Consider the following 15,406-nt stretch of genomic DNA (forward strand, 5'->3'; position numbering starts at 1 on the left):
GGACAGCCCACCGCGAGATGGTCAAATAGCTGTCGCCGGTGACTGCACCACCTTCGCCAACTATCACGACGCCCCGCCTTTCCCTTGTGAAAGCCCCCCTGCCCGGTTCAGATGCCCCCATGTTCAGCCTGATGATCCTCGGCCTGGTCGTCGCCTATATGGCGGTGCTGTTCGGCGTGGCTTGGCACCAGGAGCGGCCGGGCGCGCGCGGGCGCGGCCTGGGGCCGTCGGTCTACGCCCTGTCTCTGGCCATCTACTGCACCTCCTGGACCTATTACGGCGCGGTGGGCACCGCGGCCCGTGAGGGGTGGGAGTATCTGCCCATCTACATCGGCCCGGTGCTGGGGCTGACGGTGCTGTTTCCTCTGTGGCGCCGGATCGCCGCCGCCGCCCGGCGCGAGAACGTCGGCTCGATGGCGGATTTTGTGGCGTCCCGCTATGGCAAGAGCCAGACCCTGGGCGCGGTCGTAACCCTGGTCGCCATACTGGGCTCCCTGCCCTATATTGCGCTGCAGCTGAAATCCCTGTCCATGGCGGGGGCCCTGTTGACGGCGGGGACGCCGGTGGCCGGTTCCGAGAGCCTGACCGTTCTGGTGCTGGCGGGGGTGCTGGCGGGGTTCGCCATATTGTTCGGGGCGCGGCGGCCGGATCTGACCGAACATAATCGAGGCCTGATCCAGGCCATCGGGTTAGAATCCCTGGTCAAGCTGGGCGCTCTGCTTCTGGTCGCGGCCTTCGCTCTGTGGTTGCTGATTCAGAACGGATCGGGCGCGACAATCCGACAGGGGCTGGGCGCCCTTGCCGCCCCGCCTGAGCCGACGCCCCGATTCCTGGCCATCGCCCTGATCGCCACCCTGGCCATCTTCTGCCTGCCGCGTCAGTTTCACGTCGCCTTCGTCGAAGGCGCCGACCCCAGCCATGTGCGTCGGGCCCGCTGGATTTTTCCGGCCTATCTGGTGCTGACCAGCCTGGCGGTGCTGCCGTTGGTGGCCGCCGGCGCCCTGTTCGCACCCTCGACCAACCCCGACCTGCTGGTTCTGGCCCTGCCGTTCGGGCGGGGCGAGACGTGGCTGACCGCCGTCGTCTTCGTCGGGGGGTTTTCCGCCGCCACGGCCATGGTCATCGTCGAGGCCGTGGCCCTGTCGGCCATGGTTTCCAACAGCCTGATCCTGCCCTTCCTGGCGCGAGACCGATGGCGGTTGCGCGGCGACGCCTCGGACATGTCGGGCATCATATTGCAGGTGCGACGGGGGGCCATTGTGGCGGTGCTGCTGCTGGCCTGGCTTTACTATCAGGCGACCGATCAGTCGCGGGGGCTGGCGGCCATGGGGCTGGTGTCCTTCGCCGCCATGGCGCAACTGGCGCCCGCCCTGTTCGGCGCCGTATTGTGGCGCGGCGGTCACGCACACGGCGCCCTGGCGGGCGTCACCGTCGGGATCACGGTCTGGATCGCCATGCTGGCCCTGCCCCAGCTGGCGCCGGCCGCGCCCTGGCATCTGCATGTCATGTTGGGGGTTAAGGACCCGCTGGCGTTGGGCGTCTTCGTCAGCCTGGGGCTGAACCTGGCCGCCTATGTCGGGGTGTCGCGGTTCGCCCAGCCGCGGCTGATCGACCGAGTCCAGGCGCGGGCCTTCGTCGATCGTCTGGGGCCCGACTGGCTCGAGGCGCGGCCGTCGCCGGCCGGCGCCTCGGTCGGCGATCTGCGCGCCCTCGTCGCCCGCTTCATCGGGGACGAACGCGCCGAGCGGGCCTTTGCGGCCTGGAGCGCCGAAACCGATGTCCGGTTGCGAGACGCCGATCCGGCCAATGCGGGATTGGCGAGGGCGGCGGAGCGGATGCTGGCCGGCGCCATCGGGGCGGCCTCGGCTCGGCGGGTGATCGCCGCCGCCCTGGCCGGCGGCGGCCGCGCGCCCGAGGATGTGGTGCGGATGCTGGACGAGGCGTCCCAGGCCGTCCAATTCAGTCGGGACCTGCTTCAGACGACCCTGGACAATATCGACCAGGGCGTGATCGTCGTGGACGAAGACCTGCGCATAACGGCCTGGAATCGCCGATATGTGTCTATGTTCGATCTCCCGGCCGGCTTCGTTCACGTCGGCTTGCCGATCGCCAGCATCTATCGACTGAACGCCGAACGCGGTGAAAGCCCCAACGACATTGACACCTGGGTGGAGCGGCGGCTGGAAGCCTTGAGCCGGCGCATTCCCCATGACCATGAACGGCTTCAGCCGGACGGGCGGGTGCTGCGTTCGTCCGGGGCGCCGATTCCCGGCGGCGGCTATGTGACCAGCTATACGGACATCACCGCCCTGCGGCGGGCGGCCAGCCAGTTGGAAGAGGCCAACGAAAGGCTGGAAGCTCGGGTCGCCGACCGGACGGCTCGGCTCGAGGAAGCGCGGCGCGCGGCGGAGGAGGCGACGGCCTCCAAGACCCGCTTCCTGGCCGCCGCCAGCCACGACCTGTTGCAGCCTTTGCATGCCGCGCGGCTGTTCATCGCCGCCCTCAAGGAAGAGCCGGCCGTCTCGGGACCGGAGGCGGGGCCGGCCGGCCGCACCCTGGCCCTGAATGCGGACCGGGCCATAGACAGCGCGCACCGGCTTCTGACCGCTCTTTTGAACCTGTCGAAGCTGGAGGCCGGCGGGGTGAAGGCGGCCGTGACACAGGTGTCGCTGGACGGACTGTTCGACGAGCTGGAGCGCGAATATCTGCCGGTGGCGGAGGCCAAGGGGCTGCGGCTGACTCTGGTGCGGAGCGGTCTGTGGGTGCAGTCGGACCGGGATCTGCTGCGGTCGATGCTTCAGAACCTGATCGCCAACGCTATTCGGTATACGGACACCGGACGGGTGCTGGTCGGGGCGCGGCGCAAGGGCGAGACCGTGCAGATCCTGGTGTGCGACACCGGTCGAGGCATCCCCGACGCCGATCGTGAGACCGTTTTCGGGGAGTTCGTCCGCCTGCCCGGAGCGCCGGTCGATGAACCGGGCGCGGGGCTGGGTCTGGCCATCGTGCGGCGATTGTCCAGCCTGCTGGATCATCCGCTGACGCTGACGTCCCGCGTCGGGGCCGGGACCGCCTTCCGCATCACGGCGCCGCGCCGTCACGCCGATCGTCCGCCTGAGCCGGCGCCGCTGAAGGAGGCGCGGCTGCCTCTGTCGGGTTTGCGGGTGCTCTGCGTCGACAATGAGCCGGTGATCCTGGACGCCTTGACGGCCCTGCTGACACGCTGGGGCGCCCGTCCGGTGACAGCGTCCAGCCTTGAGGCCGCAAAGGCCGCGACGGGGCCGTTCGACGCCGCCCTGATCGATCTGCATCTTGGCGAAGGGCCGGAAGGATTCGCAGTGATCGACTGGCTGAGGCCGTTGGGGGTGCGGCGGATCGCCCTGGTCACGGCCGATACGCGCGACGGCTTGAACGATCAGGCGACCGCCGCCGGGGCGGTGCTGCTGCCCAAACCCATCAAGCCCGCGGCGCTGAAAGCCTTTCTGTCCAGCTGAAGCGCCGGCTTGGATTCAGACGGCCGAGCGCACGGTCAGCACCGATCCGCTGACGCCCTTGACCACCACGTCCTGCCCCGGTTCGGGCGCTTCGCCCTCGATCACGGCAGCCCATTCGGCGCCGGATACGAACACCCGCCCGCGGCCGGCGACGAAGGCCTCCACGACCCGGGCGCGCTGATCAAGCAGACGACTGTCCCGATCGTTGATGTCCTGGCCGGGCGGATTGGCTTTCTGCACCAGACGCCGCGACAGAATGGTGGCGATCACAGTCAGAACGGCGAAGACGGCGACCTCGCCCGGCAGGCCCAGACGCAGACCCACCGCCGTCATCACCGCCACCAGTCCCGCCGAGACCGCAGGCCACAGCAGCCATTCGGTCGAGAACATCGCCTCCACCGCCAGAAGGAGCACGCCCACGCCCAGCCAGATCCAGAACGGCTGGGCGGCGTAGAGATCGGCCACAAGGGTCATGTCGCGCGCTCCGATCAGGCGGTCGGCGGAACCGACGAACGACGTGCGGTCGTCGTTGGCCGAGCAGGCTGCGGCGCGTCCTGCTGCTGAGCCTTGGCCAAGCCGACCATCTCGCCGATGCCGGCGATCGTGCCGACGAGGGCGCCCATTTCCGCCGGAACGATGACGGTCCGCTGCTGAGGGCTGCGGGCCAGGTCGGCGAAGGCCTCGACGTATTTCTGGGCGACGAAATAGTTGATGGCGTTGACGTCCCCTCGGGCGATGGCTTCCGACACCATGGCGGTGGCGCGGGCTTCCGCCTCGGCTTCCCGCTCGCGCGCCTCGGCGTCGCGGAAGGCGGCCTCCTTGCGGCCTTCGGCCTCCAGAATGGCTGCCTGTTTGGCGCCCTCGGCGCGGGCGATGGCGGCCTGTTTCTCGCCGTCGGCTTCGGTCACCACAGCGCGGCGTTCGCGCTCGGCCTTCATCTGACGGGCCATGGCGTTGGTGACGTCGGTCGGCGGGGTCAGGTCCTTGATCTCGATCCTGTTGACCTTGACGCCCCAGGGCTCGGTCGCCGCGTCGATGACGTGCAGCAGGCGGGTGTTGATGCTGTCGCGCTGGCTCAACACCTCGTCCAGCTCCATTGAGCCGACCACAGTTCGCAGATTGGTCATGCACAGTTGAGCGATGGCGTAGGTCAGGTCGTCGACCCGATAGGCGGCGCGGGCGGCGTCCATCACCTGGATGAAGACGATGCCATCCACCCGGACCATGGCGTTGTCCTTGGTGATGACTTCCTGAGTCGGTACGTCAAGAACCTGCTCCATCATGTTCATCCGCTTGCCGATTCGTTCCACGAACGGGGTCAGAAAGCCAATGCCGGGGCTCAAGGTCTTGGTGTATTTTCCGAACCGTTCGACTGTGAATTCGCGCCCTTGGGGCACGATCTTGATCACGCTGAACAGCAGCGAGACGGCGAGGAACAGCAGAACGCCGGCGAAGATGGTGAGCACGTCCATGGGGGTCCTCCTTGAGAACCCCAGGTTACGCCGCGGCAGGCGGCTGCGCCATAAAAACCGGACGCGAGACGACCGTTTCAGCCCGCCCGAGCGGCGTAAACCGCCAGACGCTCCGCAACATCTTCTTCAATATCACCATAGAACAAGTTGTAAGGGCGGGCTTTTCGTCGATCCGCCCAACTCCCTCTTTCCTTGAAGGACTCCAGATCAGGCCAGCTGTGGCGCAGCAATCCGTCGCGGCACTGGGTCTCGACCTCCCGCGCCATCAGGGCCGGCCTTGCGCCCCATTCCAGGCCGGTGGCGTTGGTGGCGCCGCGATGAAGCCGTGCGGGGACGCGCGCTTCGCCCGTTCCGCCCGTCACCGGATTGACGCAGACCGGGCGGCGGCCCGCAAGATCGACGAACTGTCCGCGCTCGTCCCAAACCGTCGCCCGTCGAAGCCGGCGATGCGCGGCCGCATCATCGGGAGCGCCGACTTGAGACCAGGCGACGACGCAGTGGATCTGCCGCCGGTCGGCGCAGGGCGGCGTGTCGGCCGGCAGGTTTTCGACGGCGATGATGGCGTCCATCAGATAGGCCGCGACCATCCGGCTTCTGAGCACGGGATCAGGCGCGATCCGTTCCCGGATCAAACGATCCAGAAGATCGGCCCCCTGCTCCACCCCCGCCAGGACGATGGGGCCCGTCGGATGGCGACCCAGCCAGACGTCGAAGGCGGACAGAACATCGTCATAGGCGAAGGCGCGCGCTTCGCGCGCGTCGTCGCGCAGGGTCAGCCGCGTATAGAGGCTGGCCTGCCTATAGCGGGGCGCGCTGACGGCGCCGGCGCGAGCGAAGGGTCCGGCGTAGTTCGGCAGAACCACGCGCTCCAGATAGGCGTCGGCCTTCTTGTCGCCGATCGCGCCGTTCCAGTCGCGGCCGCCGTCGAAGGTCGTCGAATGGACGAAGAAGACATTGGCCGCGCCGGACCCTTGCACCCGCGCGTCCAGAAGGGCCCAGGCCGAGGGCTGGGCGTAGTCGGGCGCCGGGGGCGGGCGATAGGTCTGAAACGGAATCTGCGGATCAAGGGCGGCGCGCAGAATGTCGCCCCGCCAGACGGCCACCGCCGCCGTCAACAGAAAGACCAGGACAAAGCCGCTGTATCCAATCCATTGACGCAATGTCAGATGTTTCATCGATAAGGATCTGGCTGAGAAAGGAATTGCTGAACATAGCGCCGCACTCCCTCTTCCAGAGGCGTCGCCTGTCCCTCGAAACCCGCAGCCCGGATGCGATCCATCCGCGCCTGGGTGAAATACTGGTATCGGTCGCGGATGACCTCCGGCATGTCGATATAGGCGATCGCCTCAGGCTTGCCGGCTGCGGCGAAGGTGGCGCGCGCCAGGTCGGCGAAGGAGCGGGCCTGGCCCGATCCGGCGTTGAAGATCCCCGAGACCTGAGGCGATTGCAGCAGGAACTCGATCACATCGACCACATCGTCCACATAGACGAAGTCCCTCAGCTGACCCCCGTCAGCATAGGCGGGGTTGTGCGAGCGGAAGAGGCTGACGGTCTCGCCCGCCGCCACCTTGGGCCAGATCTGGGCGACGACCGACTTCATCCCGCCCTTGTGGCCCTCGTTCGGTCCATAGACGTTGAAGAATTTCAGCCCGGCCCATTGCGGCGGCGCCTGGTCCCGGTCCGCCTGTCGAACCGCGTACTGGTCGAACAGAAGCTTGGAATAGCCATAGGCGTTCAGGGGCCGCAGCTGCCCCAGGGACAGGGCGTCGTCATCGTCGTTGAACCCCGTCTCGCCGTCGCCGTAGGTGGCGGCGGAGGAGGCGTAAATCAGGCGGACATTGCGGATGGCGCACCAGTCCCACAGATCGCGCGACAGGGTGAAGTTGGTCCGAAGGATCAGGTCCGCGTCGGGCTCGGTCGTCGAGGAGATCGCACCCATATGGACCACGGCCTCGATCCGTTCGGCATGGCGCTCCAGCTGGTCGAACATCTCCTCGGGAGACCAGAAATCCGCGATCGGATGTTTGGCCAGATTCCGCCACTTGCCCAGATCGGCCGTCTCCAGCCGATCACAGACGACGACGTCATAGGCCGTCTCCTCCGTCAGCCGAGCCACGATGTTGGAGCCGATGAAGCCGGCGCCGCCGGTCACCACGATCATCCGGGGCGTCATGTCAGACCTGAGGCGTCTTGGCGCCGATCTGGATGGCCAGATCGTCGAAAGCGATCAGCTGGGCCGCCAGGGCCTCGAACTGATCCAGCGGCACCATGTTCGGGCCGTCCGACGGAGCGTTGTCGGGGTCCGGGTGGGTCTCCATGAAGACCGCGTCCACGCCCACCGAAACGGCGGCGCGGGCCAGAACCGGCACGAACTCGCGCTGACCGCCCGAAGACGTGCCCTGCCCGCCCGGCTGCTGGACGCTATGGGTTGCGTCGAACACGACCGGGCAGCCGATGTCGCGCAGCACCGGAAGCGCCCGCATGTCGCTGACCAGGGTGTTGTAGCCGAAACTGGCGCCCCGCTCGCAGGCCATGACGTTCGGATTGCCGGCTCCGACCACCTTGGCCACGACGTTCTTCATGTCCCAGGGGGCCAGGAACTGGCCCTTCTTGATGTTGATCGCCTTGCCGGTCGCGGCCGCGGCCAACAGCAGGTCCGTCTGGCGGCTCAGAAAGGCCGGGATCTGCAGCACGTCGACCACCTCGCCGACGGGTCCGCACTGGGCCTCGGAGTGGACGTCGGTCAGGGTCGGCAGGCCGGTGACCTCGCGGATCTCGGCGAAGATCGGCAGGGAGTCCTTCAGACCGATGCCCCGCGCCGCCGTCGCGCTGGTCCGGTTCGCCTTGTCGAAACTGGTCTTGTAGATGATGCCGACCTTCAGCCGCTCGCCGATTTCCTTCAGCGCATGGGCCGTCTCCAGGGCGTGCTGGCGGCTCTCCATCTGGCACGGACCGGCGATGAAGACGATTCGGGCGCCGCCGCCGATGACGACAGGCGTCCGAAGACCTTCGGACAACGTAATGACGGCGTTGGGTCGGCTCACGAGGCGGCTCTTTCGAAGTTCAGGCGTTATGGGAGCGGCGTTTGCCGCAGCTATGAGGCCATCAGGTGGCGCTCATTTCCCGTGAGCGCAAGCTATCATCATGGAGTTCGCCTGCGTGGCCCCCAAGCCTGTCGTCCTTTGGTTTCGCCGCGACCTTCGCTTGCACGACAATCCCGCCCTCAACCAGGCCGCCGCGACCGGCCGTCCGGTCCTGCCGGTCTTCATCCTGGACCGCGACCCGGACCGCCCGGCGGGCGCCGCCTCGCTGTGGTGGCTGGACAAGTCTCTGCGCGCCCTGGACGCCGCGCTGCGCGAGCGAGGATCGCGGCTGATCCTGCGGCGTGGCGAGACCCTGGTGCAGCTTCAGGTGTTGGTCCACGAAACCGGAGCAGACTCCGTCTTCATGAACCGTCTATTCGAGCCCGCCGCCTTCGCCCGCGACGCCGAGATCGCCCATGAGCTGAAGTCTGCCGGCGTCGACTGCCGGGGCTTCAACGGGTCGCTGATGGCCCGGCCAGGCGACGTGTTGAACGGCTCAGACGCCCCCTACCAGGTCTTCACCCCCTTTATGAAGGCCCTGCTGGCGAACATTGAGCCGCCGCCGCACACGACCGGACCGCGTCGGATCGAGACCCCGGCCGAGGTGGCGAGCGAAGCGGTGGACGACTGGGGTCTGCACCCCACCCGACCCGACTGGTCGAAAGGCTTCGACTGGACGCCGGGCGAGGCCAGCGCCGCGGCGGCCCTGTCCGACTTCCTGGCGCGCGGCGCGAAGACCTATGCGGCCGACCGCGACCGCCCCGGCCTGTCCTCCACCAGCCGCCTGTCGCCTCACCTTCACTGGGGCGAGATCAGCCCCTGGCGTGCGGCCCATCGGGTCCGCGAGACCGCGCCGGCGGCCGAGGCGGCCAAGTTCGTCTCCGAGCTGGGCTGGCGCGACTTCTCAGCCCATCTGCTCCACCATTTCCCGACGATCGTCGACCGGGCCTTCCGCCCGGAATATGAGGCCATGCCCTGGCGAAACGATCCCGAGGCCCTGGAGGCGTGGAAGCGGGGCCGCACCGGCTATCCCCTGGTCGACGCCGGCATGCGTCAACTGTGGACGACCGGCTGGATGCATAATCGGGTGCGGATGGTCGCGGCCTCCTTCCTGGTCAAACATCTGCTGATCGACTGGCGCGAGGGGGAGGCCTGGTTCTGGGACACTCTGGTGGACGCCGACCTGGCCAGCAATGTGCAGAACTGGCAGTGGGTGGCGGGCTCGGGCGCCGACGCCGCCCCCTATTTCCGCATCTTCAATCCCATAGGTCAGGGCGAAAAGTTCGACCCCGACGGCGCCTATGTCCGCCGCTGGGTTCCCGAGCTGCGCCGCCTTCCGGATCGTTGGCTCCATTCGCCGTGGACAGCCCCGGCCGAAGTTCTGCGCGACGCGGGAGTGAGGCTTGGAACGGACTATCCGCACCCTATCTTGGATCATGCCCAGGCGCGTGCGCGCGCCCTCGACGCCCTGAAGACGGTGTCGGGTCGCGATGCGTCCGCTGATCCTGACTGACGACTGAGACAGAGGTTCTTGCATGACTGCCGCCGCTCTAGACATCGAGGCCGCCGCCGCCCGCACGCCACGCGTTTTCGGCCTGCTGCTGCGTCTGCTGGCGTCGAACTGGACCTTCGGCCGCCTCACCGTTCGTCTGCCGAACGGCGAGGTCCATGTGTTGGAGGGCGCGCGTCCCGGCCCCAGCGGCGTGCTTGAAGTCAAGGACTATCGCTTCGCCCGCCGCGTCCTGGCCGCCGGCGACATCGGCTTCGCCGAGGCCTATATGGCCGGTGAATGGGACAGCCCCCATCTGGCCGCCCTGCTGGAGACCCTGGTCGAGAACTATGACCACATCCGCCGCCTGTTCGACGGCAACTGGCTGATGAAGGCGGTCAACTGGCTGGCCCACCGGCGCAACCGCAACAGCCGGACAGGCTCGAAAAAGAACATCCACGCCCACTACGACCTGGGCAACGCCTTCTACTCGACCTGGCTGGACCGTTCGATGACCTATTCCTCGGCCCGGTTCGACGGCGCCGACCGGTCGCTGGAGGCCGCGCAGCAGGCCAAATACGCCGCCCTGGCCCGGATGATGGACCTCAAGCCCGGCATGTCGGTGCTGGAGATCGGCTGCGGCTGGGGCGGCTTCGCCGAGTTCGCCGCCCGCGAGATCGGCGCCCAGGTCACCGGCCTGACCATTTCGAAGGAACAGTACGATTTCGCCCGCCGGCGCCTGTTCAACGCCGGCCTTTCGGACCGGGCGACGATCGAACTGACCGACTATCGCGACGTCCAGGGTCGGTTCGACCGCGTCGCCTCCATCGAGATGTTCGAGGCGGTCGGCAAGGAATACTGGCCCGCCTATTTCGGCAAGATCCACGAGGTGCTGAAGCCCGGCGGCCGCGCCGGCCTCCAGATCATCACCATCCAGGAGTCCCTGTTCGACGAATACAACGCCCGCACCGACTTCATTCAGAAATACGTCTTCCCCGGCGGCATGCTGCCGTCGGAAGAGCGGCTGAAGCCGGTCGTCGCCGCCGCCGGCCTGACCTGGGGCCCCATCGAGCGGTTCGGTCTGGACTATGCCGAGACGCTGAAGCTCTGGGACGATCGCTTCCAGGCCGCCTGGTCCGACATCCGGCGCATCACCGGTTTCGACGAGCGGTTCCGCCGCCTGTGGCGCTTCTATCTGGCCTATTGCGAGGCGGGCTTCCGATCGCGGCGGACCGACGTGGTGCAACTGGTGCTGGACCGCGCCTGACATTAGGCTGGGGCCATGACCCAGACCTCGCCCCTCTTTCCCCTGATTTCCACGGGGGATCTCGCCGCCCTGACGGACGATCCGTCGCTGCGCATACTGGACGCCAGCTGGCATCTGGACGGACGGGACGGCCGGGCCGAGTTCGCGGTCGAACATATTCCCGGCGCCCGATTCTTCGATCTGGACGGCGTCTCGGACGGCTCCAGCGGCCTGCCCCACATGCTGCCCTCGCCCGCAGCCTTTGCATCCGCCCTGTCGGACCTGGGGATCGGCGAGACGGACCGGGTGGTGGTCTATGATTCCGTCGGCCTGTTTTCGGCGGCCCGCGTCCGCTGGATGCTGAAGGTCATGGGCGCCGCCCATGTCCAGGTGCTGGACGGCGGTCTGCCGAAGTGGAAGTCCGAGGGACGCCCCGTCGAAGCCGGGACCCCGGCTCCGCCTTCGCCCGCCCGTTTCACCCCGGATTTCGACGCGGACGCAGTCGCCGGCCTGAATGATGTGCGCGCCGCACTCGCAGAGGGGATTCAGGTCGCCGACGCCCGCGGTCCCGCCCGCTTCGCCGGCCAGGCGGCGGAACCCCGACCCGGCGTCCGTGCGGGCCATATGCCCGGCGCGATCAACCTGCCCTACGCCGCCCTGATCGACGGCGACGGTCGGCTGAAACAGGGGGCGTCCCTGAACGACGTCCTGGCCGACGCCGGACTGGACCCGGCCCGGCCGGTCGTGACGACCTGCGGATCCGGCGTCACGGCCGCAATCATCAGCCTGGCGCTCGAAACCCTGGGGCGGCCGTCGCGCCTGTATGACGGATCATGGGCTGAATGGGGATCTCGAACCGACACCCCCGTCGCCACCGGGGCCTGACGCCGCTCAGGCCAGGATCGGCGGCGAGGCCTGGGTTTCGGTGATCGGCTCGACCGGATCGTCCTTCTCGCCGCGCGAGACGACGGTGGCCAGCACCAGGTCGCCGGTGACGTTCAGCGTCGTGCGGCACATATCCAGGAAGCGGTCGACGCCCAGGATCAGACCGATTCCTTCCGGCGGCACCTTCACCATGACCAGGATCATGGCCACCACGGGCAGTGAGCCGGCCGGAACGCCCGCCGTGCCGATTCCCCCCAGGATGCAAACCAGCATGACGATCACCTGCTGGGTCAGGCTCAGCTCAATATTGAAAAACTGGGCCAGGAACAGCACCGTCACCCCCTCGAACAGGGCCGTGCCGTTCTGGTTGGCGGTGGCGCCGACGGTCAGAACGAAGCGGGCGATCTTGCGCGGCAGTTTCAACTCGTGCTCGGCCGCCTTCAGCGACACCGGCAGGGAGGCGTTGGATGAGGCGGTGGAGAAGGCCACCACCATGGGCTCGCGCACCGCCTTGAAGAAGCCGAACGGCGAGCGTCCGCCCAGAATCCAGATGACCAGGGGATAGACCAGGAACATATGGATCGCCATGGCCCCCACGGCGACGCCGACGAAGGCGGCCAGACGCACCAGCAGATCCCAGCCGAACAGGGCCGCCAGATTGAACATCAGGCAGGCGATGGCGATGGGCGCCAGTTTAATGAAGAGGTTGATCAGCTTCATCGTGACTTCGAGAATGCCTTCGATGACCTGCTGGAGGCGGTCGGTGGCGGGGCTCTTGGCCATGACCAGGCCGATGCCGAAGAACAGGGCGAAAACCATGAGCGGCAGGATCTGGTTCTCCGCCGCCGCCGTGACCGCGTTGGACGGAACCAGGTCTAGGAAGAAGTCTCCGAGCTGGATGGTCTCCGGCGCATTCTGGACGATCCCGGCCGCGCCGTCGCGGCCCTGCTCCAGCAACTGTTGAGCCATGGCCGGATCGACGCCGCGACCGGGCTGCAACAGATTGACCATCACCAGCCCTATGACCACGGCGATGCCGGACACCAATATGGTCAGAAGCAGGGTCCTGATCCCCGCCCGGCCAAGGGCGTTCAGATCCCCCATCTCCGCCACCCCGATGACCAGGGCTGAGAACAGCAAGGGGATCACCATCATGAACAGCAGGCGCAGGAAGATCTGACCGGCCGGGCCGGTGACGTTGTCGGTCAGCCAGACGACCCAGGGCGTGTCGGCGCCGAGGGTCAAATTGACCCAAAGGCCGGCGGCCAAGCCGACGGTGAAGCCGATCAGCATCAGCCAGTGGAGCGCCAAGCCCCCGCGTTTGGTCTCAGTCATCTGTCCCCCAGAAAACGATGCAAGTCGTCGCGCTTAACGGATCGGCAATCCATAGATCAAGCCGGGCGGCCGACCGTTCCACTGTGCGTTCAATCCGCGTGCCAGGTCGAGCGGCGATTGAGATCCCAGGTTTCGATCAAAGATTTCGCCATAGTTGCCGACTGCGGAAACAGCGTCCTTCGCCCAGGTCTTCGACAGGCCCAGCATGGCGCCGAAATCCCCCTCTGCGCCCAGCAGACGCCGGATCCGCGGGTCGCGGGCGTCTTTGGCCTGGGCCTCGACGTTTCCCTGAGTCACGCCCAGTTCTTCGGCCAGGATGACGGCGTTGAGGGTCCAGCGGACCACGTCGGCCCAGCGGTCGTCGCCCGCGCGGACAACCGGTCCCAGGGGCTCCTTGGACACCACGTCTGACGATATCGTGTGCGCCTGGGAGTCGGCCAGGACGGCGCGCGAGGCGGCGAGGGCCGAAATGTCGGCGCTCAGGGCGTCGCAGTCCTCGCGGCCATAGGCGTCGCGCGCCGCCTCCTCCGTGGGCAAGACGACAGGCCGGTACGGGATCCCCCGTGACCTGAAGAAGTCGTCGGCGTTGGCCTGTGCGGTCGAGCCGGCCTGGACGCAGACCCGCGCCCCATTCAGCTCAGTCGCGCTGTTCAGGCTGAGTGACCGTCGCACCAGAAAGCCCTGGCCGTCGTAATAGTTGACGCCGGCGAAGACGAAGCCTTCTCCGGCGTCGCGGCTCATGGTCCAGGATGAGTTGCGCCAAAGGACGTCGATCCTGCCCTCATCCAAGGCGGCGAACCGGTCTGAGGCCGACAGGGGCACGAAGCGCACCGCCTCGGCGTCGCCCAGGATCGCCGCCGCCATGGCCCGGCAGAAGTCGGCGTCGAAACCTCGCCATTGCCCGCGATTGTCGGTGTGGGCGAAGCCCACCAGACCCTGATGCACCCCGCAATTGAGCCGCCCGCGGCGCTTGACCGCCACCAGGGTCGGACTTTCGGGACGATCGGTCGTCACCGCTGGCGCCGGGACCGGGGGGGCGTCGTCTTCGGCGGCGCGTCTCGTGTCGTCGCGGCCGCAAGCCGCCGCCAACAGCAGGACCGTCATCGCTCCGATCGCCATGATCCGCATCGCGTTCGTCTCCTCCGCTTGCGCCCGGCCGACTTTAGAGGCCTTTAGACCCTGATCCGCAAGCCATCGGAGAGGCCATGTCGCCGCATTCGGACCGCACCCGCCTGATCTCGTCCGCCACACGCCGGGGGCAGGGCCGCCGTCCGGTCAATCCGCCCGTCGAGCGGGCCTCGACCATGCTCAGCGACCGTGCGGCGGTCATGCGGGATAACGCCGATGGCCCCACCTACGGCCTGGACGGCGGGGCGGCCGCGCGCCAGCTGCGCGCCGCCCTGGCCGATCTGGAAGGGGCCGAGGACGCCTTTATCGTCCCCTCCGGCCTCGCCGCCGTCACCGTGCCTCTGCTGGCCCTGACCCGGCCGGGCGACGAGGTGATCACGACCGACGCCCTCTATGGTCCGTCGCGACGCTTTCTGTCCCGCTACCAGGCCGCGCGTGGCGTCACGTCACGATTTTTGCCGGCCGATGCGGATGCTGAAACGGTGATCGCCGCGATCGGGCCGCGCACCCGCCTGGTCCTGATGGAGTCGCCCGCCTCCCTGACGTTTGAAATGATCGACGTCGAGGCGGTGGCTCGGGCCTGTCGAGAACGCGGCGTTCTCAGCATGATCGACAACACCTGGGGCGCCGGCCTGGCCTTCAAACCCCTGGCCCACGGCGTGGACGTCAGCGTCCAGGCCCTGACCAAATATGTTTCCGGCCATTCCGACGTCCTGATGGGCGGGATCGCCGTCACGGATTCAGCCTGTCGCCGGGCGATCGCAGATACGATCGAAGACCTGGGCTGGCACGTTTCGCCCGACGACGCCTGGCTGGCCCTGCGTGGCCTGCGCACCCTGCCGCTGCGCTACGCCGAACAGGGTCGGTCGGGTCTGATCATCGCCGAATGGCTGCAGGCCCGGCCCGAGGTGTCCCGCGTCCTTTATCCGCCCCTGCCCGGCTCTGTCGGCCATGAGCTGTGGACACGCGACTTCACCGGCGCCGCCTCCCTGATGGGGGTCGTTCTGAAGGGGGGGACCGAGGCCGCCGGCCAGGCCCTGCTTGACGCCCTCCGCCTGTTCGGCATGGGCTATTCTTGGGGCGGATTCGAAAGCCTGATCACCCACGAAACCCATCAGACGGCCTATCGCGTCTACCCGCCCGCCTTGGAGGGGGAGCTGATCCGACTGCATGTGGGGCTGGAAGACCCGTCGGACCTGATTGCGGACCTGGAGCGGGGACTGGCGGCCTTCCGCGCCGCGCTCACCCTTCCTTAAGCGGGCGGCGTCACCCTT

At 67.6% G+C, this 15,406-nt stretch carries 12 protein-coding genes; 5 read left to right on the top strand and 7 right to left on the bottom strand.

What is annotated here, in order from left to right; translation table 11 throughout:
* Positions 1 to 119 precede the first annotated feature (119 nt).
* The gene (locus AC07XS_RS11080; protein WP_182714457.1) at positions 120 to 3,494 is read left to right on the top strand and encodes a PAS-domain containing protein; all 3,375 of its coding nucleotides are present in this window, start codon (positions 120 to 122) and stop codon (positions 3,492 to 3,494) included.
* Between the two features lie 15 nt (positions 3,495 to 3,509).
* Here AC07XS_RS11080 and AC07XS_RS11085 read toward each other — a convergent pair whose 3' ends face one another.
* From AC07XS_RS11085 to kdsA, 5 genes are all read right to left on the bottom strand, one after another.
* On the bottom strand, positions 3,510 to 3,968 hold the full coding sequence (locus AC07XS_RS11085; protein ID WP_182714456.1) for an NfeD family protein: 459 nt from the start codon (positions 3,966 to 3,968) through the stop codon (positions 3,510 to 3,512).
* A gap of 14 nt (positions 3,969 to 3,982) precedes the next feature.
* Positions 3,983 to 4,966 carry an SPFH domain-containing protein gene (locus AC07XS_RS11090; RefSeq protein WP_054765777.1) on the bottom strand — a complete coding sequence of 328 codons (984 nt, stop codon included), beginning with the start codon at positions 4,964 to 4,966 and terminating at the stop codon, positions 3,983 to 3,985.
* Between the two features lie 77 nt (positions 4,967 to 5,043).
* Positions 5,044 to 6,141, bottom strand: a complete 1,098-nt coding sequence (locus tag AC07XS_RS11095) for a DUF3089 domain-containing protein (protein ID WP_182714455.1) — start codon at positions 6,139 to 6,141, stop codon at positions 5,044 to 5,046.
* Complete coding sequence (gene rfaD / locus AC07XS_RS11100; RefSeq protein ID WP_287105804.1) at positions 6,138 to 7,139, bottom strand: ADP-glyceromanno-heptose 6-epimerase; 1,002 nt, start codon at positions 7,137 to 7,139, stop codon at positions 6,138 to 6,140. Before rfaD ends, AC07XS_RS11095 begins: the two co-directional genes overlap by 4 nt.
* A gap of 1 nt (position 7,140) precedes the next feature.
* Entirely contained in the window at positions 7,141 to 8,010 is an 870-nt protein-coding gene (gene kdsA / locus AC07XS_RS11105) for a 3-deoxy-8-phosphooctulonate synthase (protein ID WP_224764268.1), read from the bottom strand.
* A 100-nt stretch (positions 8,011 to 8,110) separates the two neighbouring features.
* Here kdsA and AC07XS_RS11110 point away from each other — a divergent pair, with 100 nt between their 5' ends.
* From AC07XS_RS11110 to sseA, 3 genes are read left to right on the top strand one after another with little or no spacing between them, the layout of a single operon-like run.
* Positions 8,111 to 9,562 (top strand): cryptochrome/photolyase family protein, encoded by a 1,452-nt coding sequence (locus tag AC07XS_RS11110; protein ID WP_182714454.1) that lies wholly within the window; start codon positions 8,111 to 8,113, stop codon positions 9,560 to 9,562.
* 22 nt (positions 9,563 to 9,584) lie between these two features.
* Positions 9,585 to 10,805, top strand: a complete 1,221-nt coding sequence (locus AC07XS_RS11115; RefSeq protein WP_182714453.1) for an SAM-dependent methyltransferase — start codon at positions 9,585 to 9,587, stop codon at positions 10,803 to 10,805.
* Positions 10,806 to 10,820: 15 nt separating this feature from the next.
* The gene (gene sseA / locus AC07XS_RS11120; RefSeq protein WP_182714452.1) at positions 10,821 to 11,669 is read left to right on the top strand and encodes a 3-mercaptopyruvate sulfurtransferase; all 849 of its coding nucleotides are present in this window, start codon (positions 10,821 to 10,823) and stop codon (positions 11,667 to 11,669) included.
* A gap of 6 nt (positions 11,670 to 11,675) precedes the next feature.
* Here the strand turns inward: sseA and AC07XS_RS11125 are convergent, their stop codons facing one another.
* Complete coding sequence (locus AC07XS_RS11125) at positions 11,676 to 13,004, bottom strand: dicarboxylate/amino acid:cation symporter (RefSeq protein WP_182714451.1); 1,329 nt, start codon at positions 13,002 to 13,004, stop codon at positions 11,676 to 11,678.
* 33 nt (positions 13,005 to 13,037) lie between these two features.
* The gene (locus AC07XS_RS11130; protein WP_321208081.1) at positions 13,038 to 14,132 is read right to left on the bottom strand and encodes an amino acid ABC transporter substrate-binding protein; all 1,095 of its coding nucleotides are present in this window, start codon (positions 14,130 to 14,132) and stop codon (positions 13,038 to 13,040) included.
* Positions 14,133 to 14,209: 77 nt separating this feature from the next.
* On the opposite strand from AC07XS_RS11130, the gene metC reads away from it, so the two are divergent.
* Positions 14,210 to 15,388: a cystathionine beta-lyase gene (gene metC, locus AC07XS_RS11135; RefSeq protein WP_182714450.1), complete on the top strand. Its 1,179-nt coding sequence runs from the start codon at positions 14,210 to 14,212 to the stop codon at positions 15,386 to 15,388.
* Positions 15,389 to 15,406: the final 18 nt, after the last annotated feature.

The organism is Brevundimonas sp. GW456-12-10-14-LB3 (assembly GCF_059424365.1).

Bases quoted from the DNA above. Each gene is read 5' to 3' on its own strand.
- AC07XS_RS11080 (WP_182714457.1), top strand. From the start codon at position 120: ATGTTCAGCCTGATGATCCTCGGCCTGGTCGTCGCCTATATGGCGGTG.
- AC07XS_RS11085 (WP_182714456.1), bottom strand. From the start codon at position 3,968: ATGACCCTTGTGGCCGATCTCTACGCCGCCCAGCCGTTCTGGATCTGG.
- AC07XS_RS11090 (WP_054765777.1), bottom strand. From the start codon at position 4,966: ATGGACGTGCTCACCATCTTCGCCGGCGTTCTGCTGTTCCTCGCCGTC.
- AC07XS_RS11095 (WP_182714455.1), bottom strand. From the start codon at position 6,141: ATGAAACATCTGACATTGCGTCAATGGATTGGATACAGCGGCTTTGTC.
- rfaD (WP_287105804.1), bottom strand. From the start codon at position 7,139: ATGACGCCCCGGATGATCGTGGTGACCGGCGGCGCCGGCTTCATCGGC.
- AC07XS_RS11110 (WP_182714454.1), top strand. From the start codon at position 8,111: ATGGAGTTCGCCTGCGTGGCCCCCAAGCCTGTCGTCCTTTGGTTTCGC.
- AC07XS_RS11115 (WP_182714453.1), top strand. From the start codon at position 9,585: ATGACTGCCGCCGCTCTAGACATCGAGGCCGCCGCCGCCCGCACGCCA.
- sseA (WP_182714452.1), top strand. From the start codon at position 10,821: ATGACCCAGACCTCGCCCCTCTTTCCCCTGATTTCCACGGGGGATCTC.
- AC07XS_RS11125 (WP_182714451.1), bottom strand. From the start codon at position 13,004: ATGACTGAGACCAAACGCGGGGGCTTGGCGCTCCACTGGCTGATGCTG.
- AC07XS_RS11130 (WP_321208081.1), bottom strand. From the start codon at position 14,132: ATGCGGATCATGGCGATCGGAGCGATGACGGTCCTGCTGTTGGCGGCG.
- metC (WP_182714450.1), top strand. From the start codon at position 14,210: ATGTCGCCGCATTCGGACCGCACCCGCCTGATCTCGTCCGCCACACGC.